Here is a 23,725-nt window from a genome sequence, read left to right as displayed (position 1 = left end):
GATGAGTTTTCTCCCATTCGATGAGGCGGCACTGCTGCTACATCTGGTCGATCTGGTGCTGCTCGTGAGCCTGCTGGAGCTGGCCTGGCTGCTGCTGCGCCGGCCGGCGAAGTCGCGCGGCCTGCTGCCCAATCTGCTGGCCGGGCTGAGCTTGTGCCTGGCGCTGCGCCTGGGCCTGGGCGGCGCTGGCCTGGCCTGGGTCGCGCCCTGCCTGATCGCTGCCGGTGTGGCCCATCTGTTCGATCTGCAAGCCCGCCGCGCTGAAAATTTCCCCACACCCACCCACGCCCCCGGGCAAGGAAGGCCATCGCCATGAGCACACGTCGCCGCTTATTCATTCAATTGGTTCCCGTCGCCGGCGGTGGCTTGCTCGCGGGCCGCGCCTGGTCGCAGGCCATGGTTGACGAGAAGGATCCCCAGGCCGCCGCGCTGGGCTATGTGGCCGACGCCGCCAAGGTCGACAAGGCCAAGTACCCGAAGTTCGCCGCCGGCCAAGCATGCGCCAGTTGCGCGCTGTTCCAGGCCAAGGCGGGTGCGGCGTCGGGGCCTTGCCCGCTATTCCCAGCCAAGCAGGTGTCAGCCAAAGGCTGGTGCAGTGCCTATGCGAAGAAGCCCTGAGCACGGCAGCCCAGCATGAGGCTGTTGCCGCCCGACCTGCCCGAGCGTGCCGCGTTGTCGCTGGAGGTGCATGCGCGCCCCTCGGAACCATTGGCTGCGCCGGGCCGGGCCAGCTATCTGGCGGTGCTGGTCGACGCTGACGAGCGCGAGCGCGAGCTCGCGCATTTGTCGCGGCTGTGCCGCAGCCACGGCCTGCCCGCACCGGCCGCCGATGCGGTGCACTGGAGCGGCGCTGTCGGCGGCCTGCGCCTGAAGTGGGAGCGCCACGGTGAGTTCTCTAGCTACACGGTGCTGGCGGCGGCCGCCGCTGCGGCGCAACCTTTTGGCGATCCGGCGGCGGCTCAGTTGCTGCCAGGCTGGTTGGCCGGCGTGCCGGGGCTGACCGTCTACGCCGGTCATGCCGAGCTGCTGAGCGCCGCGCCGACGCCGACCGGCTTGCAGGACGATTTTTTTGCGGGCCACGCGGTGGTGGGCAGCGAGGTGGGCGATGGCGCGGGCTTGGCCTACTCGGACTTTCTGATCCATGCCGACGGCTTTGGCCGCCTGGTGCTGGTAGACCAGGGTTTCACACCGCTGATGGCCGGCCGCATGCTGCAACGCCTGTTCGAGATCGAGGCCTATCGGATGATGGCTTTGCTGGCCTTTCCGGTGGCGCGCCGCCTGGCGCCGCGCATCCTTGCGATTGAGCGAGCGTTGGCCGGGCTGACGGATGACATCGCCCGTGACGGAGGTCGCGATGAAAAGCTGCTCCAAGAGCTGACTCGGCTGGCCGCCGAGGTCGAGAGCGGCCTGTCCGCTAGCCAGTTCCGTTTCGGCGCCTGTCGCGCCTATGCGGAGCTGGTGCGCACGCGTATTGCCGAGCTGCGCGAGCGCCGGCTCAGCGGCCTGCAGACCATCGACGAATTCATGTCGCGCCGCTTCACGCCAGCGGTCGCGACCTGCGCCACCGTGTCGCAGCGCATGCACGATCTGTCCGAGCGCGTCGCCCAGGCCAGCCATCTACTGTCGACCCGTGTCGACATCGCTCGCGAGCATCAGAACCATGCGTTGCTGGCCTCGATGGACCGGCGTGCCAAGCTGCAGCTGCGCCTGCAGCAGACAGTCGAGGGGCTGTCGATCGCCGCCATCGTCTACTACATGGCCGGCGTGGCCGGGTATCTGGCCAAGGGCGGGCGCTCGATGGGTGTGCCGTTCGATGTCGATCTCTTTGTGGGCCTCAGCGTGCCGCTGCTGGCCTTGCTGGCTTACGGGGCCGTGCGGCGGGCGCGTCGGCGAGCGCGTGAATCCGAGGCCATCTGAAACTCCATGAGTACCCCATTTCCTTTTTCCGCCATCGTCGCGCAAGACGAGATGAAGCTGGCCATCTTGATCGCGGCAGTCGAGCCCGCCATCGGCGGCGTGCTGGTGCTCGGCGATCGCGGCACCGGCAAGTCCACAGCGGTGCGCGGCCTGGCGGCCCTGCTGCCGAAGATGCGGGCGGTGCAGGGCTGCCGCTATCACTGCGACCCGTCAGCCAGTTCCGTCTGTGAGGATTGCGCCCGTCTGAAGGCCGGTGTAAAGCCAAAGACCGAGGAGTTGCCGGTGCCGGTGGTCGACCTGCCGCTGGGCGCCAGCGAAGACCGCGTGCTGGGCGCGCTGGACCTCGAGCGGGCGCTGTCGCAAGGCATCAAGGTCTTCGAGCCGGGCCTGCTTGCGCGCGCGCACCGAGGCTTTCTCTATATCGACGAGGTCAATCTGCTGGAAGACCATCTGGTCGATCTGCTGATCGATGTGGCCGCCTCGGGCGAGAACGTGATCGAGCGCGAGGGCCTGAGCGTTCGCCACCCGGCGCGCTTCGTGCTGGTCGGCAGCGGCAATCCGGAAGAGGGAGAGCTGCGGCCGCAGTTGCTGGACCGCTTCGGCTTGTCGGTCGAAGTGAAGACGCCGACCGAGATCGCGCAGCGGGTCGAGGTCGTGCGCCGCCGCGATGCTTTCGAGCGCGACCCGGCGAGCTTTGTCGCGCTATGGGCTAAGCAGGACGTCAAAGTGCGGCGGCAGATTCTGCAGGCGCGCGAGCGTCTGCCGCAGGTCGTCGTCGGCGACGCCGTCCTCTACCGGGCCTCCGAGCTCTGCGTGGCCGTCAACAGCGACGGCCTGCGCGGCGAGCTGACCCTGATGCGCGCGGCGCGTGCGCTGGCGGCGCTGCAGGCCTCGCCCGAGGTCACGCAAGAGCACCTGCGCAAGGTCGCCGTGCCCGCACTTCGCCACCGACTGCGCCGCAATCCGCTGGACGACACCGGTTCCAGCGAGCGCATCGAACGAGCGCTGGCCGAGTTGTGGAGCTGACCGACGCCGATCCGGCCCTGCAAGCCGCCTGGCTGCTGGCGGTTGACCCGCAAGGCCTGGGCGGCTTGTGCCTGCGCGGCCCGGCCGGCCCGGCGCGCGACGCGGTGCTGGCCAATCTGCGCCAGGCCCTGCCGCCCGAAGCACCGTGGCGGCGCCTGCCGCTGCAGATCGATGACGAGCGCCTGCTCGGCGGCCTGGACCTGGGCCTGAGCCTGGCGGCCGGGCGGCCCGTGGCGCAGGCCGGTTTGCTGGCTGAGGCCGATGGCGGCGTGCTGCTGCTGGCTATGGCTGAGCGCGTGGATGCCGGCCTGGCGGCCAAGCTCGCCTCGGCGCTGGAGCGGCAGGGCGGGCCGCGCTTTTGCGTCGTGGCGCTGGACGAAGGCCAGTCGGCCGATGAGCAGATGCCGGCCAGCCTGCTAGAGCGGCTGGCGCTGATCGCCAGCCCCGCCAGGCCTGATCTATCCGCTGCTTTGGGCGACCTGGCAGCGATGCAGGTTCTGCCTTTTGATCTGGCCGCCGCGCGCCGACGCCTGCCTGACATCCCTTATGACGAGGCCACCGTGCAGGCGCTGTGCGGCACCGCCGCTGCGCTGGGCCTGGTGTCACTGCGCCCGCCCTGGCAGGCCTGGCGCGCGGCCTGCGCGGCGGCGGCCGTCGCCGGTCGAGACGAAGTGACCCAGGCCGATGCCGAGCTGGCCGCCCGGTTGGTGCTGGCGCCACGCGCACGGGCCTTGCCACAGCCGCATGCAGAGCCTGAGGCCGAATCCCACTCAACGCCGCAGCCCGAGTCCTCTGAGCCGCCTCAGGCAAGTCCGGCCGAGCCCCAGCCCAGCGCTGCCGACGCCTCGCCACCCGACCCCAGCGATGGCGAGCAGCAGGCTCAGGCCCTGCAGGAACAACTGATCGCCGCCACCCAGGCCGCGATCCCGGCCGGCCTGCTGGCCAGCCTGGCGGGTGCGCCATCGCGCAGCGCTGCAGGGGCGGCCGGCCGTCGTGGTGCGGCCGCTCGCCCGGCGCAGAGTGGCCGGCCGCTGGCGCCGCGCCGGGGCAGTCTGCGCGCGGGCAGCCGGCTCGATCTGCTGGCCACGATGCGGGCGGCCATCCCCTGGCAGCGGCTGCGCTTGATGGAGCGCGAGCAGCGGGGTCTGGGCGTCTCGCCAGCTCGCTTGCTGCTGCGCCGCGATGACTTCCATATCAAGCGCTATCGCCGCCCGAACGAGACGACGACGGTCTTTGTCGTCGATGCTTCGGGCTCGCAGGCGCTGAACCGGCTGGCCGAGGCCAAGGGCGCGGTCGAGCTGCTGCTTGCCGATTGTTATGTGCGGCGCGACCGCGTCGCGCTGATCGCCTTTCGCGGCGAGGGCGCCGAGGTCCTTCTGGCGCCGACCCGCTCGCTGGTGCGCGCGCGGCGCTCGCTCTCCGGTTTGCCGGGCGGCGGGGGCACGCCGCTGGCGGCCGGCATCGAGGCCGCCTGGCTGCTGGGCAGCAAGCTGCAGTCGCTCGAAGGCGGCCGGGCGCTGCTGGTCTTCCTGACCGATGCCCGCGCCAACATCGCCCGCGACGGCAGCCCCGGCCGAGCCCAGGCCATGCAGGACGCACTGAGCGCCGCCCAGCGCTTGCGCGCCTCGGGCCTTGCTAGCGTGCTGATCGACACCTCGCCGCGACCGCAGCCCGCCGCAATGGCGCTGGCCCAGGCCATGGCGGCGCGCTATGTGCCGCTGCCGCAGGGGCAGGCCAAGGATGTGCATGCGGCGGTGACGGCGGGGCGGTGAACGCGCGCAGGAGGGCTTGGTGGCGTGGGCTGCCCGCGGCGAGCGCACCGGGACCTCGCGGCCTGCGGTCAGCCTTGCGATGCCGCCCTCGCCGCCTGCCGGGCTCTTGATCCAGCGCAATAGCCTGGCGGGTCATAGGCGCATGCTGTACGCATCAACTCGATGTGTAGAGCCCGCACCGCAAGCCGTATGTCCTGCACCAACTCGGTGAAAAGGAGCCTCCCATGAAGCACCTCGCCCCTCGGCGCCAGGGGTTTTTCCTGCTTCTGTCACTGGGCCTGGCCGCGCTGCCCGTCTGGGCCGATGACGATTGCGATGTGCCGCTGAATCGTTGGCAGTCACGCGATGCCGTGCGCCAGATGGCCGTGGCACAGGGCTGGCAGATCCAAGGGCTGAAGATCGACGATGGCTGCTACGAAGTGCGGGGCACCGATGCCCAAGGCCGCAGCTTCAAAGCCAAGATCGACCCGGAGAGCCTGAAGGTGTTGAAGATGAAGCAAAGCGACCGCCAGCGTGAACGAGATCGTGATCGTGATGACAAGGGCGCCGCGCCGCGCGAACCGACCAAGTAGCCCTCTCTTCCAACGGAACAAGACCATGTCCAAGCCCCTGAAGTCTCTTTTGGTCACTGCCTGCGCGCTGGCTCTTCCCGCGCTGGCACACGGCCGCCCGGTCACTGTTACCGCCCAGCTGAAGAACTACGGTGGCGACGGCGCCTACTTGGCGGCGTACGTGACCGATGCGAAGGGCGCCTATGTGCGCACGCTGTGGGTGGCCGGCGGCAAGGCGAAATACCACAAGCACTTGTCTGACTGGAGCCGTCTTTCGGCCGGTGACGCCAAGCGCCTGGACGGCATCACGGGCGCCAGCGTGGGCGCGGGGCGCACGCTGAAGGTCAGCGCCGATCTGGCGGATGCGCTGATCGATGCGGGCTATGAGATCCGCATCGACGCTGCGGCAGAAGACATGCGCGACAGCCCGGCGGAGGTCCGCGTGCCGCTGTCCACCGCCAACGCCGGCAAGCCGCAGGCCGGCAAGCTGTACATCCAGTCGGCCGCGGTGCAGCTCAAGTAGTGGCGCCGGCATGAGCTGGAAAGCCATCCACCGCTGGCTGGGTCTGACCCTTGGCACGGCGGCCGTGGTGCTGGGCCTTACCGGCGCCATCCTGGCGATCGATCCGGTTCAGCAGGCCTGGCAGGCACATGCCGCAGCGGGCGAGCTGCCCGTGGCCACGCTGGTGGAACGCGTGATGCGCACCATCCCGGGCGCTGAAGAAATCCGCCATCTGCCTTCGGGTGCCATCGTGGTGTTCAGCTTTGCCGGCGAGCAGCCACAGGCCTCCCATGTGGACCCCGCCGATGGCAGGGTGCTGGGCGCATGGCAATCCTCGGCGCTGCCGCGCTGGGTGAAGAACCTGCACCGCTCACTGCTGCTCGGGGACGCCGGGCGTTGGGGCGCGGCCGGCATCGCTCTGGCGATGGGCGTGCTGTGCGTATCGGCCCTGGTACTTCTGCTGCGGCGCATGGGTGGCTGGCAGCGGCTGACGGCGCGGGTGCGTGGTTCGCTGGCGCAGCGCATCCATGTGGTGGCGGGTCGCGTGATGCTGGCAATCCTGTGCCTGACATCGCTCACCGCGCTGATCATGAGCGCCACGACCCTGGGGCTGGTGGCGCTGGATGCCGGGAGCGAGCCGGAAGTGCTGTCGGTGGTCTCCGGCAAGCCGGCCGTGCCCGGCGCGCAGCTTGCCCCCTTGCAAAGCCTGGCGGTGCGGGATTTGCTCAAGCTGAACTTCCCCGGCGCCACCGACCCCGAGGACACCTGGAAGGTCACCACCGTCCAGGGACAAGCTTGGATCGACCGTAACTCGGGGCAGGTGCTGGCCTGGCAGCAGGCAAGCTTTGCGCAGCGCGTCTACGACTATGCCGTGGTGCTGCACACCGGCGAAGGCGCATGGCCCTGGGCCGTCGTGCTCGGGCTTGTGGGCGTCAGCGTGCTGCTGTTCTGGCTGTCGGGCGTGGTCGTCTGGTGGCAGGCACGCCGCCAGGCGTCACACGTCACGGGCAACACGCCGCTGGCTCAGGCGGACATACTCATCTTCGTCGCCAGCGAAGGCGGCAGCACCTGGGGTTTCGCCCAGACGCTGCATGACGCACTGAGCCAAGGCGGCCACCGTGTACATACCAGCGCGCTTGAGAACTTTCGCACCTCCGCCGCCACGCGAAACGTGTTTGTGCTGGCCGCCACCTATGGCGAAGGCCAGGCGCCGGCCCACGCCAGCCAGGCGCTGGATCACATCGCCAAGCTCGGCGCCGGCGCCGTGCCGGTGACGGTGTTGGGCTTTGGCGACCGGCAGTTTCCGGCCTTCTGCGCCTTTGCCGAGGCGCTGGATCAGATGCTGCGCGCGCGGGGCTGGCCCATGCTGATGCCGCTCGAGCGCATCCACCAGCAATCGGGCCAGCAGTTCGAGCGCTGGGGCCTGGCGCTGTCGCAGGTGCTGGGTGAGCCGCTGGTGTTGGCGCATGTACCGCGCTTGCCATCCACAGCAGTGCTCACGTTGCTGTCGCGCCATGACTACCCCGGGCCTGCCGACCAGGCTGCGGCAATCCTGCGCTTTGCATGGCCCGCGCTGGGCCTGTGGGCACGGCTGCGCGGGCAGGGTCTGGCGCGGTTTGCCGCAGGCGATCTCGTGGGCATCGTGCCGCCGGGCTCGGCCGTGCCGCGTTACTACTCGCTGGCCTCGGGCTGCGAAGACGGTTTTGTCGAAATCTGCGTGCGCCTGATGCCCGGCGGCTTGTGTTCCACCCACTTGCTGGGCCTGCAGCCTGGAGATCTCGCCACCGCCTTCATCCGGCCCAACCCCGGTTTTGCATTGCACCGCACGCGTGGGCCCGTGCTGCTGATCGGGGCCGGCACCGGCGTGGCGCCACTGGCCGGTTTCATTCGCCGCAACGACGCTCACAGACCCATGCATCTGTACTTTGGCGGGCGCGACCCGGCACGGGACTTCTATTTCGGCCCCGACATCCAGCGCTGGCTCGGCGAAGGGCGTCTGGCAAGCTTGCACACGACGTTCTCCCGCGTACCCCATGGCGGCGGCTATGTGCAGGACGCGTTGCGCCGCGATGCCGAGCACCTGCGCGACTGGGTGATGCAAGGCGCCATTGTGCGTGTCTGCGGCGGGCGCGCGATGGCGCAAGGCGTTGTCCAGGCGTTGGACGCGGTGCTGGCACCCTTGATGCTCAACGTCGCCAAGTTGAAGGCCAGTGAGCGGTATGCCGAAGATGTCTTCTGAACCCGCAGCGGCCCTCAAGCGCAGCACTTTGCACGGCCGGGCCATGGGTACACACTGGTCCGCCAGTGTCGACGCCGACCCCAGCACCGACATGGCGGCCCTGCGCCAGGCCCTCGCCGCTGCGGTAGAGCAGGTGGACGAGCAGATGTCGCCCTGGAAACCCGATAGCGACCTCATGCGCTTGAACCGTGCGCCCGCAGATGCCTGGGTGGTGCTGCCCGCTGAGCTGCTGGAGGTGCTGGCATGCGCGCTCGATGTTCAGCGCCTGAGCGCGGGGGCATTTGACCCCGGCGTCGGCGCGCTGGTGAATGCCTGGGGGTTCGGCGCAGTGCGCGATGCGCCCGACGCGCAGGCGATCCGAGCTGCACGCCAGCCGCCGCCGCAAGGTGCGGACGGTTGCCTGGAACTGGACCGCCCTGCGGGCCGCGCCCGCAAGCATGCGCCCTTGCTGCTTGACCTCTGCGGCATTGCCAAGGGCTACGCGGTGGACCGCATGGTCGCAGTGCTGCAACGGCACGGTGTGCGGCATGCACTGGCATCGCTGGATGGCGAGTTGCGGGCCGTGGGCTCTCAGTGTGGCGGCGCGCTCTGGGCCGTTGCACTCGAACATCCCGAGGCAGGGCTGCGCGCGGCGCAGGGCGTCATCGAGCTGGCAGATATGGCTGTGGCCACCTCGGGCGACTATCGACGCTTCGTGCAAGTGGGCGATGCACGCCTGGCGCACACCATGGACCCGCACCGCTGTGCGCCTGTGAACAACGCCGTGGCGTCGGTCACTGTGCTCGCGCCCACCTGCATGCAGGCAGATGCCTGGGCCACGGCCTTGCTGGTGGCAGGCCCTGGAGAAGGTCTGGTCATGGCACAGCGCGTGGGTTTGGAGGTGCTGTTCCTGCTTCGCAGAGCCGAAGGTTTGATCGAGCTGGGGCTGGGTCGGTTTGGCAACTCCTTGTGAATGGTTTTTGCGCCCGTGCGGCAGGCTTTGCTGTCTGGTGAGTTGTCTTCAGGAGCAATGAGTACGTCGAACACCTGCAGGTGCTCGTTGAGAACGATGCCAACCGTTAGCTGATCCACGGCTTGAGTCAGCCCCCCTGGTTGATGGCGCGGAGGTTGCAACTGCTCCAGCTTGCCGGCGGATGGAAGCAGGTTCTGGGCACTCTGATCGATCCTTTCACGATTCAGGGGATGAACGAATTTGGCAAGCGACACCTTCTGTTGCTGATCGACTTCGACGAGCAATTTGCCAATCGTTGGGGCCTCTATCAGCAGCACAAGGCGACTCTAGCGCCGCCCATTTCAGACCGCACTTATCTGCTGGGCTGCCTGCACGAACCCGAGAGATTGAAGGCTTTCTGCAAGTACGTGATGTCGATTAAAAAGTTGGGCCGGCAACTGTCGGATGACGGTGCTTCTCCGCTTGCCGAGAATCTCTGGCGACATCAGCACTTGCAGCCTAACGCTGACGAACTGAACCGATTGGTGCTCCAAGTCAAGCCCTTCCTGTTCAAAGCGTAGCCAGACGCCCTGACGACGACAGGCAGTGCTAGCCATTTGCGTAGGTCCGCCAAAAGCACCCCGCCACTTGGCCCAGCAGGACGCCTCGACCATGCCCGCCCGATGCTGTCACGCATCCTAGGTGTTCCCATGCCGCGCCGCTCAAGACACGTCTGCGGCCGACGGAATCACTGCTCGGTCTAGCGCCGTCTCATCCCGCAACGCCATCAGCAGCTCATTGACCCGCTCCGGCGCCTCCTCATGCGCCAGATGCCCCAGCCCCGCCAGCGGATGAAAGCTCGCGCCCGGCAGCCAGCGCGCCAGCTCCAGCGACTGCACCGGCGCCACGGTGCGGTCGGCCAGGCCGGCGGCGAGCCAGAGCGGCAGGCGCAACTCGGGCAGGCGGGCCTGCAAGTCCTCCAGCCGCCAGCTGGCCAGCATGTCCAGCACGCCGCGAACATGGGCGGGCTGGGCCAGCAAGGCGCGGTAGTGCTGCACGCCGGCCTCGTCCAGGCGTGAGCCGGTGGAGGCGATCAGGTTCGTCAGCGCGCGGGGTTGGCCGGCGTGGCGGGTCACCCAGGCGGTTAGCCAGGCGCTGCGGGCCGCGAGCTTGGCCACGGCCGGGGCCACCACGCCCATCAGGCCCGGCAGCGGCTGTAGCGCGCCGTTGACGGCCAGCAGCCCGCGCGCCTGCGGCAGCAGGCCGTCCAGGCACATCTGCACCATCACCGCTGCGCCGGCCGAATGGCCGGCCACCAACTCGGGTTGCCAGTCGAGCGCGGCGAGCAGCTCGCCCAGCGCGTGGGCCATGCGCGCCGGGCTGGCCTGGCCGTCGGCAAAGCCTTCGCTGCAGCCATGGCCGGGCAGATCGGGGATCAGCAGGTTGAAATGCTCGACCAGCCCGGGCAGGCAGGGTGCCCAAGACTGCAGCGAGGAGCCTGTGCCATGCAGCAATAGCAAGCGTGGCGGCCCCGTCTGGCCCGCGCGCTGCGCGCGCCAGCGCAGCGCTCCGGCTTGCAGCAGCTCTGAGGGCAGGGGACTGTCAGTTTTCATGTCAATGCCTATTGTCAACTAAACTGGACAAGTCTAGGATCAAGCCATGTTGACGCCCGGCCATCAGCCCAGCTCGCCCAGCTCCGCCGCCCTGCCGGGGGCAGAGCCCCATGCCCGTCCTGATGCTCGTTCACAGGCCCTTGTCATCGGCAGCGGCTTTGGCGGCCTGGCGGCGGCGGTGCGGCTGGGCGCGCGCGGCTACCGGGTGACGGTGCTTGAAAAGCTCGACGCCCCCGGTGGCCGCGCCTATGTGCACCGGCAGGACGGCTTCACCTTCGACGCCGGCCCGACCGTGATCACCGCGCCTTTTCTGTTCGAGGAGCTGTGGGCGCTGTGCGGCCGGCGCCTGGCCGACGATGTGGACCTGCGCCCGGTGGCGCCGTTCTACCGGGTGCGCTTCGACGACGGCACGGTGTTCGACTACAGCGGCAATGCCGAGGCCATGCGCGCCGAGGTGGCCCGGCTCGCGCCCGAGGATGTGACCGGCTATGAGCGCTTTCTCCAAGCCAGCGAGGCGATCTACAAGGTGGGCTTCGAGCAACTGGGCCATGTCTCGTTCGACAGCTGGACCTCAATGGCCAAGGTGCTGCCCGATCTGCTGAAGCTGGAGGGATACCGCACGGTGTGGGGCCTGGCTTGCAAGCATGTGAAGAACGAGAAACTGCGCGTGGTGTTGACCTTCCAGTCGCTGCTGGTCGGCGGCAACCCCTTCTCGACCACCTCGGTCTACTGCCTGATTGCCTTTCTGGAGCGACGCTTCGGCGTGCATTTCGCGATGGGCGGCACCGGGGCGCTGGTGCGCGGCCTGGTCGGACTGATCGAGGGGCAGGGCGGGCAGGTGCTGTGCGGCCAGGCGGTCAAGGAGATCCTGGTCGACCGAGGCGGGGCCTGCGGTGTGCGCCTGAGTACAGGCCAAGAGCTGGCGGCCGATGTCGTGGTATCCAACGCCGATTCAGCCTGGACCTACAAGCATTTGCTGCCGGCCCGCTACCGCCAGCGCTGGACCGACCGGCGCATCGAGCGTGCGCGCTATTCGATGAGCCTGTTCGTCTGGTACTTCGGCACCAATCGCCAGTACCCGGATGTGGCCCACCACACGATCTCGCTGGGCCCGCGCTACCGGGGCCTGCTCGATGACATCTTCACAAAGAAGCACTTAGCCGACGATTTCAGCCTCTATCTGCACCGCCCCACTGCCACCGATGCAAGCCTGGCGCCGTCGGGCTGCGACACCTTTTATGTGCTGGCCCCGGTGCCGCATCTGGAGGCCGGCGTCGACTGGCGCGAGCGCGCCGAGCCCTATCGCGCCGCGATTGCCAAGCGCCTGTCCGACACCCTGCTGCCGGGGCTGGAGCAGGCGGTGGTCAGCTCGCTGATGCTGACGCCGCAGGACTTCCAGGACCGACTGAGCTCCTACAAGGGCGCGGCCTTTGCGCTGGAGCCGGTGCTGACGCAAAGCGCCTGGTTCCGGCCGCACAACCGCAGCGAGGAAGTCGAGCGGCTCTACCTGGTCGGGGCCGGCACGCATCCGGGCGCCGGTCTGCCGGGCGTGCTGTCCTCGGCCAAGGTGCTCGATGCCATCGTCCCTCATGGGCGCGATCTGGGCCGCGAGCCGCAAGTCAACGCCGAGCAAGGAATCACCCCCCATGTCAGCAACGCATCACCGGCCTGATCAAGCCATCCCGCCGCTGCTGGACGCCGATGTGGCGGCCTGCCGTGCCAGCCTGGCCGCCAACTCCAAGACCTTTCATGCGGCATCGCTGCTGCTGCCGCCAGCGGTGCGCGCGCCGGCCACTGTGCTCTACGGATTTTGCCGTCTGGCCGACGACACGGTCGATGTCGAGGGAGGCCGCCGCCTGGCGATCACGCAGTTGCGCCGCCGCCTGGACCGGGTGTTCGAGGGTAGGCCTCAGGCCGTGGCGGCCGACCGGGCGCTGGCCGCCGTCGTCGCGCGTTATGCGATTCCGCGCGCCTTGCTGGATCTGCTGATCGAGGGCCTGTCCTGGGATGTCGAGGGCCGCAGCTACGAGACCCTGGACGAGCTGCAGGACTATGCCGCCCGCGTTGCCGGCACGGTGGGCGCGATGATGAGCCTGCTCATGGGCGTGCGCGAGGCGCCGGCGCTGGCGCGGGCCTGCGATCTGGGCGTGGCGATGCAGCTGTCCAATATCGCCCGCGATGTCGGCGAGGACGCCCGCATGGGCCGGCTCTACCTGCCGCGGCAGTGGCTGCGCGAGGCGGGCATCGATCCCGAAGCCTGGCTGGCCGCGCCGCGCTTCGAGCCGGCGCTGGCCGGCGTGATGCAGCGCCTGCTGGCCAGTGCCGATGAGTTGTACGCACGCGCGGCCGCCGGTGTCGCCAGCCTGCCTATGGCCTGCCGGCCGGGCATCAATGCGGCGCGCCTGCTCTATGCCGAGATCGGCCACGAGGTGGCGCGGGCCGGCGGCGATTCGGTCAGCCGCCGGGCCGTGGTGTCGGGTCGGCGCAAGAGTGGCCTGCTGCTGCGCGCGGGCTTTAGCCTGTGGCCCGGCCGGGCGCTGTTGCAGGCGCCGCCGCTGCCGGCCAACCGGCCCCTGCTGGCCGCCGTGGCGGCCGAGGAGCCGCCGCCGCAGCCGGCCGGCAAGGTCGACTTCGTGCTCGATCTGTTCGAGCGTCTGGAGCGCCGCGAGCGCCAGACCCACTTCGGGCGCAGCGCAGCATGAGCGTGCTCGCGCTGGGGCTCAACCACGGCAGCGCGCCTCTGGATCTGCGCGGGCGCTTCGCGATTCCGCTGGAGGCGCTGGGCCGCAGCGTGCAGGGCCTGCGCAGCCATCTGGCCCGGGCCCAGCCCGAGGTGGCCATCCTCTCCACCTGTAACCGCACCGAGCTCTATGTCGGTCTGCCGGCCGGTACGGCCTGCCCGCGCCATCCGCTCGAGCTGGCCGAGCCGGCGATCGAATGGCTGGCCGCCCAGGGGCGTACCAGCGCCGAGAGCCTGCGCAGCCACAGCTACTTCCTGCAAGGCGAGGCGGCCGCGCGCCACGCCTTCCGCGTCGCCTCGGGGCTGGACTCGATGGTGCTGGGCGAGCCGCAAATCCTCGGCCAGATGAAGGCGGCGGTGCGCGAGGCCGACAGCGCCGGCGCCTTAGGCGCCACCCTGCATCAGCTGTTCCAGCGCAGCTTCGCGGTGGCCAAGGAGGTGCGCAGCAGCACCGAGATCGGCGCGCACGCGGTCAGCATGGCGGCGGCGGCCGTGCAGCTGGCGCTGCAACTCTTCGAGGACCTGCACGACACGCGGGTGCTCTTTGTGGGTGCCGGCGAGATGATCGAGCTGGTGGCCACCCATGTGGCCGCGCACCAACCGCGCAGCATCACGGTGGCCAACCGCAGCCTGGAGCGGGGGCAGGTGCTGTCGGCGCGGTTGGGCGCGGCCTCGTTGCCGCTGGTCGAGCTGGGCCAGCGCCTGCATGAGTTCGATGTGGTGATCAGCTGCACCGCCAGCAGCTTGCCGCTGATCGGCCTGGGCGCGGTCGAGCGTGCGCTGAAGGCGCGCAAGCGCCGCCCGGTGCTGATGCTGGACCTGGCCGTGCCGCGCGACATCGAGCCCGAAGTGGCGGCGCTTGACGATGTCTATCTCTACACAGTTGATGACCTGGCCCGGCTGGTGCAGGGCAATGGAGAGCGCCGCCAGGCGGCGGTGCAGCAGGCCGAGGCCATCGTCAGCGCCGGGGTCACGAGCTTCGCCCAGTGGCTGGAGCAGCGCGCCAGTGTGCCGCTGATCCAGGCCTTGCAGCGCCAGACCGAGGACTGGCGCCAGGCCGAGCTGGCCAAGGCGCGCCGCGCGCTGGCCCGGGGCCAGGATGTCGAAGCGGTGATGGAAGCCCTGTCCGGCGCCCTGACTCGCAAGATGCTGCATGGCGCCCTCAGCGAGCTGCACGGCAGCGCCGGCGAGGCCCACCGGCACTGGATGGAGTCGGTGCAGCGCCTGTTCCTGCGCGACGGCGCATGAGCGCGAAGCGCTTTTACGGCCTGATCGAGCTGCTGCTGGTGTTCGGCGCCGTGATGGCCTGGGCGCTGTGGCAGTGGTGGGACTGGCGGAAATGGCGGCGCGGGCGCGAGCAGCAGGAGCTGCGGGAGCGGCCGCCGGAGGACGGGCCACCCCACTGATCGGCCCATCCTGCCGCTCGCCCAAGAGGGCGCGTACATGCTTGCGAAATTTGCGCAAACGCGTAAATGCTGGGGCGCAAACGTTTAGCGTTTTCCTTGAGCAGCTATTACACTGACATTTCCTACAATCCGTCCGGTCTCGCCTCTGCGCTTGTTCGATGTCCGTCCCCGTGGCGAGGCTGGCAGCGTGGCGAGCTGTGTTCAACCAGTCTTGATGGGTACGCAATGATCGCTAAATCCACGCTCGTCGGCGCCATGCTGGCCGCCTCCCTGTCCGCCGTTTCGCTGTCGGCGTCGGCCCAGGCTCAGCCGGCCATCATCTTCGACATGGGCGGCAAGTTCGACAAATCGTTCAACGAGTCGGCTTATCGCGGCATCGAGCGCTGGAAGCAGGAGACGGGCAAGACCTATCTCGAGTTCGAGATCAGCAACGACACCCAGCGCGTGCAGGCGATCCGCCGCATGGCTGAACGCGGCGCCAGCCCCATCATTTCGATCGGCTTTGCCCAGGCCTCGGCGCTGGAACAGGTGGCCAAGGAATTCCCGAAGTCGCAATTCGCCATCATCGACATGGTCGTGAACCTGCCGAACGTGCAGTCGGTGGTGTTCAAGGAGCATGAGGGCAGCTTCCTGGTTGGCGCGATGGCCAGCCTGTCGAGCAAGACCGGCAAAGTCGGCTTCATCGGCGGCATGGACATTCCGCTGATCCGCAAATTCCAGTGCGGCTATGAGCAGGGCGCGAAGGTGGCCAACTCCAAGGCCGAGGTGTTCAGCAATATGACCGGCACGACCGCCAGCGCCTGGAACGATCCGACCCGCGGCGGCGAGCTGGCCAAGGCACAGTTCGCCAAGGGCGTCGATGTTGTGTTTGCCGCCGCCGGCGGCACCGGCTCGGGCGTCTATCAGGCCGCCAAGGATGCTTCCAAGCTGGCCATCGGTGTTGACAGCAACCAGAACCATATGCAGCCCGGCACGATGCTGAGTTCGATGGTCAAGCGCGTCGATGTGGCTGTCTACAACGTGCTGAAGTCATACAAGCCGGGCCTGAGCGTGCTGGGTCTGAAGGAAGGCGGCGTCGACTACGCGATGGACCAGCACAACGCCAAGCTGGTCAGCGCTTCGCTGAAGACCAAGGTCGATGCCTACAAGGCCGACATCATCGCCGGCAAGATCAAGGTGGCCGACTACATGGCCGACAACGCCTGCAAATACTGATATCTCGGGACAACGAGAGTACGAGCACTGATTCCTGATGTCAGAAGCAAGCAGCGGCACACGAGTGCCTCCGGCGGTACGCCTGTGCGGGATCAGCAAGCGTTTCGGCGCGGTGCAGGCCAATCGCAGTGTGGATCTGAGTGTGGCCCCGGCCACGGTGCACGGTCTGGTCGGCGAGAACGGCGCCGGCAAGAGCACCTTGATGGCCATCCTCTACGGCTACTACCAGGCCGATGCCGGCCATATCGAGGTGGCCGGTCGCTCGGTGGCGATCGCCAACTCGCACCAAGCGATCGCGCTGGGGATCGGCATGGTCCACCAGCATTTCATGCTGGTCGAGACGCTGAGCTGCCTGGACAACGTGATGCTGGGGGCCGAGCCGGCCTTCTTCCTCGGCCGCGCCAAGCGCGAGGTGCGGGCCAAGTTGGAAGCGCTGATGCGCGACACCGGCCTGCATGTGCGGCTCGACGAACTGGTCGGCGACCTGCCTGTCGGCGAGCTGCAACGCCTTGAGATTTTGAAGGCCCTGTACCGCGGCGCCAAGCTCCTGATCCTGGACGAGCCGACCGCGGTGCTGACCCCGCAGGAGACGCTGCAGCTGTTCGAGACCTTGCGCCGCCTGAAGGCTATGGGCACGACCATCATCCTGATCACGCACAAGCTCAAGGAAGTGATGGCCTTGTGTGACGAGGTCACGGTGATGCGCGCCGGCCAGGTGATCAAGACCAGCGCGATCGCCGACACCAGCCCGGAGGACCTCGCCGAGGCCATGGTCGGGCGCAAGGTCAATCTGGGCCGCAGCGGCGGCGCCAAGCGCGGTGACAACGTGCGCCTGCAGGCGCAAGACCTCGACTTGCGAGATGGGCAGGGCGTGACGGTGTTGTCGGGCATCACGCTGCGGCTGCAGGCCGGCGAGATCGTCGGCGTGGCGGGCGTCTCCGGCAATGGCCAGAGCGAGTTGCTGGAGGTCTTGTCGGGCATGCGCGCGCCGGATGCCGGCCGGCTGAGCGTCGGTGCGGCGAGTTTCGATGCCGCCAGCTCCTGGCTCGAGCCCGGCCAGGCGCGGCTGCTGAAACTGGCCCATGTGCCGGAAGACCGCCAGGTCTGCGGCATGGTGATGAGTTTCCCGGCCTGGGAGACCGCCGCACTGGGCTATCACGAGCAGGCGCAGTACCGTGCCGGCCCGGCCGGCTGGGCGATGAATCAGGGCCATATGCGGTTGCAGACCGCCGAGATGATGGAGCGCTTCGATGTGCGGCCGCGCGATGCGCAGTTGGGCTCGTCGAAGTTTTCCGGCGGTAACCAGCAAAAGCTGATCCTGGCGCGAGAGATCGGGCAGGCGCCAACCGTGCTGCTGGTCGGCCAGCCGACGCGTGGTGTCGACATCGGCGCCATCGAGTTCATTCACCAGCAACTGCGCGCGCTGCGCGACGCCGGCTGCGCGGTGCTGTTGGTCAGCTCAGAGCTCGATGAGATCCTGGCACTGGCGGATCGGGTGCTGGTGATGAATGGCGGCCGCATCACCGGCGAGTTGGCCATCGATCAATGTGATGAGAAGAGTCTGGGCATGCTGATGGCGGCCCAGGCGGCGGAGCCCGTGGAGTCATGAGTAGCAGTCAATCCTTGCAACTGCCGCGCTGGATGGATGTCGGCCTGTTGCCGCTGTGGAATCTGTGCGTGGCGCTCGCGGTGGCGGGCTTGGTGGTGCTGGTGATCGGGCAGAGTCCCACCCAGGCACTGGCGGTGCTGCTTCAGGGCTCTCTTGGCAGCGTGCGCGGCCTGGGCTACACGTTGTACTACACGACCACCTTCATCTTTGCCGGTCTGGCCGTCGCGATGGCCTTTCACGGCGGCCTGTTCAATATCGGCGGCGAGGGCCAGGCCACCTTCGGAGGTCTGGGCGTGGCCCTGATGGCGCTGACGCTCAGCGCGAGCCTCCCGGCCTGGCTGATGCTGCCGCTGCTGGTGGTCTCGGGCGCGCTGTTCGGCATGTTCTGGGCCCTGGTGCCGGCTTATTTGCAGGCCTGGCGCGGCAGCCATATCGTCATCACCACCATCATGTTCAACTTCCTGGCCAGCAGCCTGAATGTCTATCTGCTGGTCAATGTGTTGCGGCCCAAGGGCAGCATGGCGGTGGAGAGCGCGAACTTTGCCGACAGCGCTCGCATGCCGGCTCTGCACAACCTGGCGCAGAGCCTGGGTGTCGAGATGCCCTCGTCGCCGCTGAATCTGAGCCTGCTGCTGGCGTTGCTTGCCTGTGTCTTTGTGTGGTGGTTTTTGTGGAAGAGCCGCGCCGGCTATGCGCTGCGTTCGGTGGGCAGCGCCCCCAAGGCCGCGCACTATGCAGGTATCCGGCCGCGTATGCAGGTGCTGATTGCGATGGGCTTGTCCGGCGCGCTGGCCGGCATGGTCGGGGTCAATGAGATCTCCGGCGTGCAGGGCAAGCTGACCCTGGACTTTGTCGCCGGCGCCGGCTTCACCGGCATCGCGGTCTCGTTGATGGGCCGCAACCATCCGGTGGGCATCGTGTTGGCCTCGCTGCTGTTTGGTGTGCTCTACCAGGGCGGGGTCGAGGTGGCCTTCGAGGTGCCCGGCTTCAGCCGCGAAATGGTGGTGACGGTGCAAGGGCTGATCGTCTTGTTTGCCGGCGCGATGGCCATGGTCAGCGCGCCGATGTTTGCCAAGCTGTACGCGGCCTTCCAGCGCACGGTGCCCAAGGTGTCCCATGGATGAAGTACTGATCGGATCCGTGCTGGCGTCCACCTTGCGCGTGACGACGCCGCTCTTGCTTTGTGCGCTGGCCGGGCTGCTGTCAGAGCGTTCCGGCGTCATCGACATCGGCTTGGAAGGCAAGATGCTGTTCGCAGCCTTCGCCGCGGCCGCTGCTGCCAGCGCTAGTCACTCGACCGGCATGGGGCTAGTGGCTGCTATTGCCGTGGCCTGCGCGCTGTCGCTGCTGCACGGCTTTGCCTGCGTCAGCCATCGCGGTGACCAGGTGATCACGGGCGTGGCCCTGAATATGGTGGCCGCCGGCCTGACCGTGGTGTTGGGCATCGCTTGGTTTGCCCAGGGTGGCCAGACGCCGCCGGTCAGCGCCGAGGTGCGCCTGACTGGCTTGAGCACGGCCTACGCCGAGCCGGTGGCCGGCGACTGGTGGGGCGCGGTGATCGGTCACGGCTTGCTGAGCCACAACGTGCTGGTGTACCTGGCTTTCTTCCTAGTGGCCGCGGTCTGGTTCTTCCTGGAACACACAAAGCCGGGCCTTCGCCTGCGTGCGGTCGGCGAAAACCCGGCCATGGTCGATGCAGCAGGGGTTTCGGTGCCCCGGCTGCGCTATGCGGCGCTGTTGATGAACGGGGTGCTTTGCGGCTTGGCCGGTAGCTATCTGACCCTGGCGCAGAACGCCAATTTCAGCCCGAATATGACGGCCGGCCGCGGCTTCATCGCGCTGGCTGCCATGATCTTCGGCAAGTGGAAGCCGGTGCCGACCATGTTCGCCTGCCTGCTGTTCGGCTTTTTGGACGCGGTGGCGATCCGGATGCAGGGTGTGGCTCTACCGGCGGTGTTGGGCGGCGGCGAGGTGCCAGTGCAACTGATCCAGGCCTTGCCCTACATCCTGACCGTCGTGCTGCTGGCCGGCTTCATCGGCCAGGCGCTGGCGCCCAAGGCGCTGGGTCGGCCCTATATCAAGGAACGTTGATCATCATGACCCTGACGCCCGAGTTGCAGCAGCGCCTGCTGGAGGCCTCGCTGCAGGCCCGCCAGCGCTCCTATTCGCCTTACTCACGCTACGCCGTTGGTGCCGCTGTGCTGGACGAGCACGGCCTCATCCATCTGGGTGCGAATATGGAGAACGCCGCCTATCCTCAAGGTTGGTGTGCCGAGGCCACCGCCCTTGGCGTGATGTTGATGGCCGGCTCGCGTCGGGCCCAGGCGGTGCTGGTCAGCGGCCCGGGGCCCGACATCATCACGCCTTGCGGCGGCTGCCGCCAGAAGCTGCGCGAGTTCGGCGGCCCCGATTTGCTGATCATCGCGGCCGACCCGGGCGGCATCCGCCAGCAGTGGACGCTGGAGCAGCTGCTGCCCTTCAGCTTCGGCCCCGAACATTTGAAGACCTGATCATCGGGAGACAAGAACAATGAACACACAAGAACAGGCGATCGCCTCCACCGTCGCCAAGCTGCAATCCTTGTTCGGTCCGGCCCCAGAAGTGGCCGTGGTGCTGGGTTCGGGCTGGGCCGGCGCGGTCAGCCATGTCGAACGCGCGCAAAGCCTGCCCTACACCGATCTGCCAGCCTTTCCGCAGCCCAAGGTCGAGGGCCATGTCAACGAGATCGTCGTCGGCCAGATCGGTGCCCAGCGCGTCGTGATGCTGCGCGGCCGTGCCCACACCTACGAGAGCGGCGACTGTACCGGCATGGCCGGCGCGCTGCGCAGCTTGAAGCGCTGGGGCGTCAAGGTGCTGCTGCAGACCAATGCCTCGGGCTCGCTGCGCGCGCACACGCCGCCGGGCAGCCTGATGCTGATTGCCGACCACATCAACGCGCCGCAGCGCTCGCCGCTGATCGGCGAGCCGGGCAGTGAGCGCTTTGTCGACATGAGTACGGCCTATGACGCCGAACTACGCGGCCACGCCAAGAAGGTGGCCCAGGCCCAGAACTTGAAGCTGGGCGAGGGCGTCTATGTCTGGGCGCTGGGCCCGCAGTTCGAGACACCGGCGGAGATCCGCATGTTCGCGGCCTGGGGCGCCGATGCCGTGGGCATGAGTACCGTGCCCGAGACCATTCTGGCTCGCCACGCCGGCCTGCGCGTGATGGGCATCGCGCTGATGACCAATATGGCAGCTGGACTGTCGGCCGAGGCGTTGACCCATGCGCTGACGCTGCAGCAGGCGCAGGCCTCGGGCGAGAGCGCGGCGAAGTTCCTGGCCCAGGTGATTGCCGGCCTGGCCGAGCTGCCCTCGTTGCGGGCCTGATGCGCATGGACCTGCATGCAGCCGCCCGCCAGGCCCTGGCCTGCCTGGATCTGACCAGCCTCAACGAGGCCGACAGCGCCGCCGATATCGAGGCGCTGTGCCGCCGCGCCCAGACCGAGTTCGGACCGGTGGCTGCAGTCTGCGTATGGCCGCGCTTTGTTGCGCAGGCCAGAGCGTCGCTGCCGGCCTCCATCAAGGTGGCTGCCGTGGCAAATTTCCCTGATGGTGCGCTGGATTTGCCGCGTGCGCTGGCGGATGTCCAGACCATTGCGGCGGCCGGTGGTGACGAGGTCGATGTGGTACTGCCTTACCGTGCGCTGATGGCCGGGCAGGCAGCGGAAGTCGCCGAATTCCTGGCCGAGGTGCGCCACGCCAGCCGGCCGCTGACCTTGAAGGTCATCATCGAAAGCGGCGAGCTCAGGACCACTGAATTGATTGCAGAGGCGACCCGTCTGGCCCTGATGGCCGGGACGGATTTCGTCAAGACTAGCACCGGCAAGAGCTCTGTGTCGGCCACGCCGCAGGCGGCAGCCGTGATGCTCGGCGAGATCGCGACCAGCGGCCTGTCGCATGCCGGCTTCAAGGCCTCGGGCGGCATCCGTACGGTGGCCGAGGCCGAGGCTTATCTGCAGCTCGCGGCCGACAAGCTCGGCACAGCCGCGCTGACGCCGCAGCGCCTGCGTTTCGGTGCCAGTGGCTTGCTCAACGACATTCTCGCGACGCTGTCGGGCCAGCCCCCGGCGCTCATCACCAGCGCCTACTGATTCAATCAAGAGAGGAGCGGCAGCGATGATGCTGGCTCAAGAAATCATCCGCAGCAAGCGCGACGGCGCGGCGCTGTCGGACGCGCAGATCCAGTCCTTCGTGCGTGGCCTTGTTGACGGCAACTGGAGCGAGGGCCAGGTCGCGGCGCTGGGCATGGCCGTGTTCCTGCGCGGCATGGGCCGCGACGAGTGCGTGGCGCTGACGCGAGCGATGATGCGCTCGGGTCGTGTGTTGAGCTGGCCGGACATGCCCGGCCCGGTGCTGGACAAGCACTCCAGCGGCGGTGTCGGCGACAAGGTCAGCCTGATGCTGGCACCGCTGGTGGCCGCCTGCGGCGGCTATGTGCCGATGATTGCCGGCCGCGGCCTGGGCCATACCGGCGGCACGGTCGACAAACTCGAAGCGATACCCGGCTACACGACCACGCCAACCCCGGCCGATTTCGACCGCATCGTGCGCTCGCTGGGCTGCGCCATCATCGGCCAGACCGCTGATCTAGCCCCGGCCGACAAGCGTTTTTACGCGACGCGTGACGTCACTGCGACGGTCGAAAGCGTGCCCCTGATCACCGCCTCCATCCTGTCCAAGAAACTGGCCGCCGGCCTGCAGGGGCTGGCGATGGATGTCAAGTGGGGCAACGGCGCTTTCGCCGATTCGCCGGCGATGGCGCAGCAGTTGGCCCAGAGCATTGTCGAGGTGGCCAACGGCGCCGGCATGAAGACCCGAGCGCTGATTACCGATATGAACCAGGTGCTGGGCACCGAGGTCGGCAATGCGCTCGAGATCCACGAGACGATTGCCTACCTGAGAGGCGAGCCACGCGAGCCGCGCCTGCACGAGGTGACGTTGGCGCTGGCCGCCGAGATGCTGCTGCTGGGTGGCCTGGCCGGCGACGAGGCCCAGGCGCGTGCAAAACTACAGCGAGCGCTGGACAGTGGCGCAGCGGCCGAGAAATTTGCCGCAATGGTCGCGGCGCTGGGAGGCCCTGCCGACCTGCTGGAGCGGCCGGCGGCCTATCTGTCCGAGGCGCCGGTGCTGCGCCCGGTGCCGGCCTTGCGAGCGGGTCGTCTGACGGCGATGCGCACCCGCGAGATCGGTTTGATCATCGTTGAGCTCGGCGGCGGCCGCCGCCAGGCCGGTGATGTGATCGATATGCGCGTGGGCTTGTCCGGCATGCGACAGTTGGGCGATGAGTTGCAGGCCGGCGAGCCGCTGGCCTGGGTGCATGCGGGCAATGAGCTCGATGCCGAGCGCGCTGTGGCGGCGCTGCAATCGGCCTGCGAGCTCGCCGAGCCCGGCGCGCCCTGGCAGGTCTTGCCGCTGATCGCGGCGCGGGTCGGCTAGACTTTCGCCCCCGCTCCTTCTTTCCCCGCTCACTCCGCCATGTCAGATTCCCCCGACACCCCGCCGCGCCGCGCGATCAAGAGTTTTGTCACGCGCGCCGGCCGCATGGGCACGGGCCAGATCAAGGCCCTGGCCGAGCTGGGCCCGCGCTTTGTGCTGCCTTTCGAGCCGGCGCTGTTGAAGCCGACCGAGGTCTTCGGTCGCGAGGCGCCGCTTGTGCTGGAGATTGGCTTCGGCATGGGCGGCGCCACGGCCCAGATCGCACAAACGCTGCCTGAGCATGACTTCATCGGCTGTGAGGTGCATGAGCCTGGTGTTGGCGCCTTGCTCAAACTCATCGACGAGCATCAGATTACGAATATCCGGATCGTCCAGCATGACGCGGTCGAGGTTCTCGCGCAGATGATTGCGCCCGCCTCGCTGGCCGGCGTGCACATCTTCTTTCCCGACCCTTGGCACAAGAAGCGCCACAACAAACGACGCCTGATCCAGGCCGAGTTTGTGGCGACCCTGATCCAGCACATCAGGCCCGGCGGCTATCTGCATCTGGCCACCGATTGGGAGCCCTATGCTCAGCAGATGCTGGAGGTACTGAGCGCCGAGCCGGGGCTGGAGAACACCGCCACAGGCTATGCCGAGAAACCGGCTTATCGGCCGCTGACCAAGTTCGAGAACCGCGGCATCCAGCTTGGCCACGGCGTCTGGGATCTGGTGTTCAAGCGTCGCTGA

General features: G+C 68.0%; 24 protein-coding genes. 23 read left to right on the top strand and 1 reads right to left on the bottom strand.

Going from position 1 to position 23,725, the window contains the following annotated elements; all coding sequences use genetic code 11:
- Position 1: 1 nt before the first annotated feature.
- From OOZ63_RS22220 to OOZ63_RS22175, 10 genes are all read left to right on the top strand, one after another.
- Positions 2–316 (top strand): hypothetical protein, encoded by a 315-nt coding sequence (locus OOZ63_RS22220; RefSeq protein ID WP_266007818.1) that lies wholly within the window; start codon positions 2–4, stop codon positions 314–316.
- Positions 313–618, top strand: coding sequence for a high-potential iron-sulfur protein (locus OOZ63_RS22215; protein ID WP_266007817.1), 306 nt, complete (start codon positions 313–315; stop codon positions 616–618). The genes OOZ63_RS22220 and OOZ63_RS22215 overlap by 4 nt, the downstream gene beginning before the upstream one ends.
- A gap of 15 nt (positions 619–633) precedes the next feature.
- Positions 634–1,917, top strand: coding sequence for a DUF3422 family protein (locus OOZ63_RS22210; RefSeq protein ID WP_266007816.1), 1,284 nt, complete (start codon positions 634–636; stop codon positions 1,915–1,917).
- Positions 1,918–1,923: 6 nt separating this feature from the next.
- The gene (bchI, locus tag OOZ63_RS22205) at positions 1,924–2,943 is read left to right on the top strand and encodes a magnesium chelatase ATPase subunit I (protein ID WP_266007815.1); all 1,020 of its coding nucleotides are present in this window, start codon (positions 1,924–1,926) and stop codon (positions 2,941–2,943) included.
- Positions 2,934–4,715 carry a magnesium chelatase subunit D gene (locus tag OOZ63_RS22200; protein WP_266007814.1) on the top strand — a complete coding sequence of 594 codons (1,782 nt, stop codon included), beginning with the start codon at positions 2,934–2,936 and terminating at the stop codon, positions 4,713–4,715. Before bchI ends, OOZ63_RS22200 begins: the two co-directional genes overlap by 10 nt.
- 224 nt (positions 4,716–4,939) lie before the next feature.
- A complete protein-coding gene (locus OOZ63_RS22195) occupies positions 4,940–5,287 on the top strand; it encodes a PepSY domain-containing protein (protein ID WP_266007813.1) in 348 nt (115 codons plus the stop codon).
- A gap of 25 nt (positions 5,288–5,312) precedes the next feature.
- Positions 5,313–5,789 (top strand): DUF2271 domain-containing protein, encoded by a 477-nt coding sequence (locus tag OOZ63_RS22190; protein WP_266007811.1) that lies wholly within the window; start codon positions 5,313–5,315, stop codon positions 5,787–5,789.
- 10 nt (positions 5,790–5,799) lie between these two features.
- Positions 5,800–8,007 carry a PepSY domain-containing protein gene (locus OOZ63_RS22185; RefSeq protein ID WP_266007810.1) on the top strand — a complete coding sequence of 736 codons (2,208 nt, stop codon included), beginning with the start codon at positions 5,800–5,802 and terminating at the stop codon, positions 8,005–8,007.
- A complete protein-coding gene (locus OOZ63_RS22180) occupies positions 7,988–8,959 on the top strand; it encodes an FAD:protein FMN transferase (protein ID WP_266007808.1) in 972 nt (323 codons plus the stop codon). The genes OOZ63_RS22185 and OOZ63_RS22180 overlap by 20 nt, the downstream gene beginning before the upstream one ends.
- A gap of 122 nt (positions 8,960–9,081) precedes the next feature.
- Positions 9,082–9,519: a hypothetical protein gene (locus OOZ63_RS22175; protein WP_266007807.1), complete on the top strand. Its 438-nt coding sequence runs from the start codon at positions 9,082–9,084 to the stop codon at positions 9,517–9,519.
- A 141-nt stretch (positions 9,520–9,660) separates the two neighbouring features.
- Here the strand turns inward: OOZ63_RS22175 and bchO are convergent, their stop codons facing one another.
- Positions 9,661–10,551 (bottom strand): alpha/beta fold hydrolase BchO, encoded by an 891-nt coding sequence (bchO, locus tag OOZ63_RS22170; RefSeq protein ID WP_266007806.1) that lies wholly within the window; start codon positions 10,549–10,551, stop codon positions 9,661–9,663.
- A gap of 46 nt (positions 10,552–10,597) precedes the next feature.
- Between bchO and OOZ63_RS22165 the strand changes: the two genes are divergently transcribed.
- The 13 genes from OOZ63_RS22165 to trmB all read left to right on the top strand — a co-directional run bounded on the left by OOZ63_RS22165 (position 10,598) and on the right by trmB (position 23,725).
- On the top strand, positions 10,598–12,223 hold the full coding sequence (locus OOZ63_RS22165; RefSeq protein ID WP_266007805.1) for a phytoene desaturase: 1,626 nt from the start codon (positions 10,598–10,600) through the stop codon (positions 12,221–12,223).
- Positions 12,198–13,253: a phytoene/squalene synthase family protein gene (locus OOZ63_RS22160; RefSeq protein ID WP_266007804.1), complete on the top strand. Its 1,056-nt coding sequence runs from the start codon at positions 12,198–12,200 to the stop codon at positions 13,251–13,253. The genes OOZ63_RS22165 and OOZ63_RS22160 overlap by 26 nt, the downstream gene beginning before the upstream one ends.
- Entirely contained in the window at positions 13,250–14,539 is a 1,290-nt protein-coding gene (hemA, locus tag OOZ63_RS22155) for a glutamyl-tRNA reductase (RefSeq protein ID WP_266007803.1), read from the top strand. The genes OOZ63_RS22160 and hemA overlap by 4 nt, the downstream gene beginning before the upstream one ends.
- A complete protein-coding gene (locus OOZ63_RS22150) occupies positions 14,536–14,697 on the top strand; it encodes a hypothetical protein (protein ID WP_266007802.1) in 162 nt (53 codons plus the stop codon). Before hemA ends, OOZ63_RS22150 begins: the two co-directional genes overlap by 4 nt.
- A gap of 225 nt (positions 14,698–14,922) precedes the next feature.
- Positions 14,923–15,912 carry a BMP family lipoprotein gene (locus OOZ63_RS22145; RefSeq protein ID WP_266007801.1) on the top strand — a complete coding sequence of 330 codons (990 nt, stop codon included), beginning with the start codon at positions 14,923–14,925 and terminating at the stop codon, positions 15,910–15,912.
- Between the two features lie 37 nt (positions 15,913–15,949).
- Positions 15,950–17,521: an ABC transporter ATP-binding protein gene (locus tag OOZ63_RS22140; RefSeq protein WP_266007800.1), complete on the top strand. Its 1,572-nt coding sequence runs from the start codon at positions 15,950–15,952 to the stop codon at positions 17,519–17,521.
- On the top strand, positions 17,518–18,645 hold the full coding sequence (locus tag OOZ63_RS22135; protein ID WP_266007799.1) for an ABC transporter permease: 1,128 nt from the start codon (positions 17,518–17,520) through the stop codon (positions 18,643–18,645). Before OOZ63_RS22140 ends, OOZ63_RS22135 begins: the two co-directional genes overlap by 4 nt.
- Positions 18,638–19,612 (top strand): ABC transporter permease, encoded by a 975-nt coding sequence (locus OOZ63_RS22130; RefSeq protein ID WP_266007798.1) that lies wholly within the window; start codon positions 18,638–18,640, stop codon positions 19,610–19,612. The genes OOZ63_RS22135 and OOZ63_RS22130 overlap by 8 nt, the downstream gene beginning before the upstream one ends.
- 5 nt (positions 19,613–19,617) lie before the next feature.
- Positions 19,618–20,031, top strand: a complete 414-nt coding sequence (gene cdd, locus OOZ63_RS22125) for a cytidine deaminase (RefSeq protein ID WP_137940758.1) — start codon at positions 19,618–19,620, stop codon at positions 20,029–20,031.
- Positions 20,032–20,050: 19 nt separating this feature from the next.
- Entirely contained in the window at positions 20,051–20,887 is an 837-nt protein-coding gene (locus OOZ63_RS22120) for a purine-nucleoside phosphorylase (RefSeq protein ID WP_266007797.1), read from the top strand.
- Between the two features lie 5 nt (positions 20,888–20,892).
- A complete protein-coding gene (deoC, locus tag OOZ63_RS22115; RefSeq protein WP_266007796.1) occupies positions 20,893–21,651 on the top strand; it encodes a deoxyribose-phosphate aldolase in 759 nt (252 codons plus the stop codon).
- A 25-nt stretch (positions 21,652–21,676) separates the two neighbouring features.
- On the top strand, positions 21,677–22,996 hold the full coding sequence (deoA, locus tag OOZ63_RS22110; protein ID WP_266007795.1) for a thymidine phosphorylase: 1,320 nt from the start codon (positions 21,677–21,679) through the stop codon (positions 22,994–22,996).
- Positions 22,997–23,035: 39 nt separating this feature from the next.
- Complete coding sequence (trmB, locus tag OOZ63_RS22105; RefSeq protein ID WP_266007793.1) at positions 23,036–23,725, top strand: tRNA (guanosine(46)-N7)-methyltransferase TrmB; 690 nt, start codon at positions 23,036–23,038, stop codon at positions 23,723–23,725.

Source organism: Paucibacter sp. PLA-PC-4 (assembly GCF_026241155.1).
Taxonomy (GTDB): domain Bacteria; phylum Pseudomonadota; class Gammaproteobacteria; order Burkholderiales; family Burkholderiaceae_C; genus Roseateles_E.
Note: the sequence above shows the minus strand (reverse complement) of the source record. Positions and strands in the feature narration are given on the sequence as shown.

Bases quoted from the DNA above. Each gene is read 5' to 3' on its own strand.
- OOZ63_RS22210 (WP_266007816.1), top strand. From the start codon at position 634: ATGAGGCTGTTGCCGCCCGACCTGCCCGAGCGTGCCGCGTTGTCGCTG.
- OOZ63_RS22120 (WP_266007797.1), top strand. From the start codon at position 20,051: ATGAACACACAAGAACAGGCGATCGCCTCCACCGTCGCCAAGCTGCAA.
- OOZ63_RS22215 (WP_266007817.1), top strand. From the start codon at position 313: ATGAGCACACGTCGCCGCTTATTCATTCAATTGGTTCCCGTCGCCGGC.
- cdd (WP_137940758.1), top strand. From the start codon at position 19,618: ATGACCCTGACGCCCGAGTTGCAGCAGCGCCTGCTGGAGGCCTCGCTG.
- OOZ63_RS22140 (WP_266007800.1), top strand. From the start codon at position 15,950: ATGTCAGAAGCAAGCAGCGGCACACGAGTGCCTCCGGCGGTACGCCTG.
- OOZ63_RS22220 (WP_266007818.1), top strand. From the start codon at position 2: ATGAGTTTTCTCCCATTCGATGAGGCGGCACTGCTGCTACATCTGGTC.
- OOZ63_RS22130 (WP_266007798.1), top strand. From the start codon at position 18,638: ATGGATGAAGTACTGATCGGATCCGTGCTGGCGTCCACCTTGCGCGTG.
- OOZ63_RS22165 (WP_266007805.1), top strand. From the start codon at position 10,598: ATGTTGACGCCCGGCCATCAGCCCAGCTCGCCCAGCTCCGCCGCCCTG.
- OOZ63_RS22150 (WP_266007802.1), top strand. From the start codon at position 14,536: ATGAGCGCGAAGCGCTTTTACGGCCTGATCGAGCTGCTGCTGGTGTTC.
- OOZ63_RS22195 (WP_266007813.1), top strand. From the start codon at position 4,940: ATGAAGCACCTCGCCCCTCGGCGCCAGGGGTTTTTCCTGCTTCTGTCA.
- deoC (WP_266007796.1), top strand. From the start codon at position 20,893: ATGGACCTGCATGCAGCCGCCCGCCAGGCCCTGGCCTGCCTGGATCTG.
- OOZ63_RS22185 (WP_266007810.1), top strand. From the start codon at position 5,800: ATGAGCTGGAAAGCCATCCACCGCTGGCTGGGTCTGACCCTTGGCACG.
- OOZ63_RS22190 (WP_266007811.1), top strand. From the start codon at position 5,313: ATGTCCAAGCCCCTGAAGTCTCTTTTGGTCACTGCCTGCGCGCTGGCT.
- hemA (WP_266007803.1), top strand. From the start codon at position 13,250: ATGAGCGTGCTCGCGCTGGGGCTCAACCACGGCAGCGCGCCTCTGGAT.
- OOZ63_RS22145 (WP_266007801.1), top strand. From the start codon at position 14,923: ATGATCGCTAAATCCACGCTCGTCGGCGCCATGCTGGCCGCCTCCCTG.
- OOZ63_RS22160 (WP_266007804.1), top strand. From the start codon at position 12,198: ATGTCAGCAACGCATCACCGGCCTGATCAAGCCATCCCGCCGCTGCTG.
- deoA (WP_266007795.1), top strand. From the start codon at position 21,677: ATGATGCTGGCTCAAGAAATCATCCGCAGCAAGCGCGACGGCGCGGCG.
- bchI (WP_266007815.1), top strand. From the start codon at position 1,924: ATGAGTACCCCATTTCCTTTTTCCGCCATCGTCGCGCAAGACGAGATG.
- OOZ63_RS22180 (WP_266007808.1), top strand. From the start codon at position 7,988: ATGCCGAAGATGTCTTCTGAACCCGCAGCGGCCCTCAAGCGCAGCACT.
- bchO (WP_266007806.1), bottom strand. From the start codon at position 10,551: ATGAAAACTGACAGTCCCCTGCCCTCAGAGCTGCTGCAAGCCGGAGCG.
- OOZ63_RS22135 (WP_266007799.1), top strand. From the start codon at position 17,518: ATGAGTAGCAGTCAATCCTTGCAACTGCCGCGCTGGATGGATGTCGGC.
- trmB (WP_266007793.1), top strand. From the start codon at position 23,036: ATGTCAGATTCCCCCGACACCCCGCCGCGCCGCGCGATCAAGAGTTTT.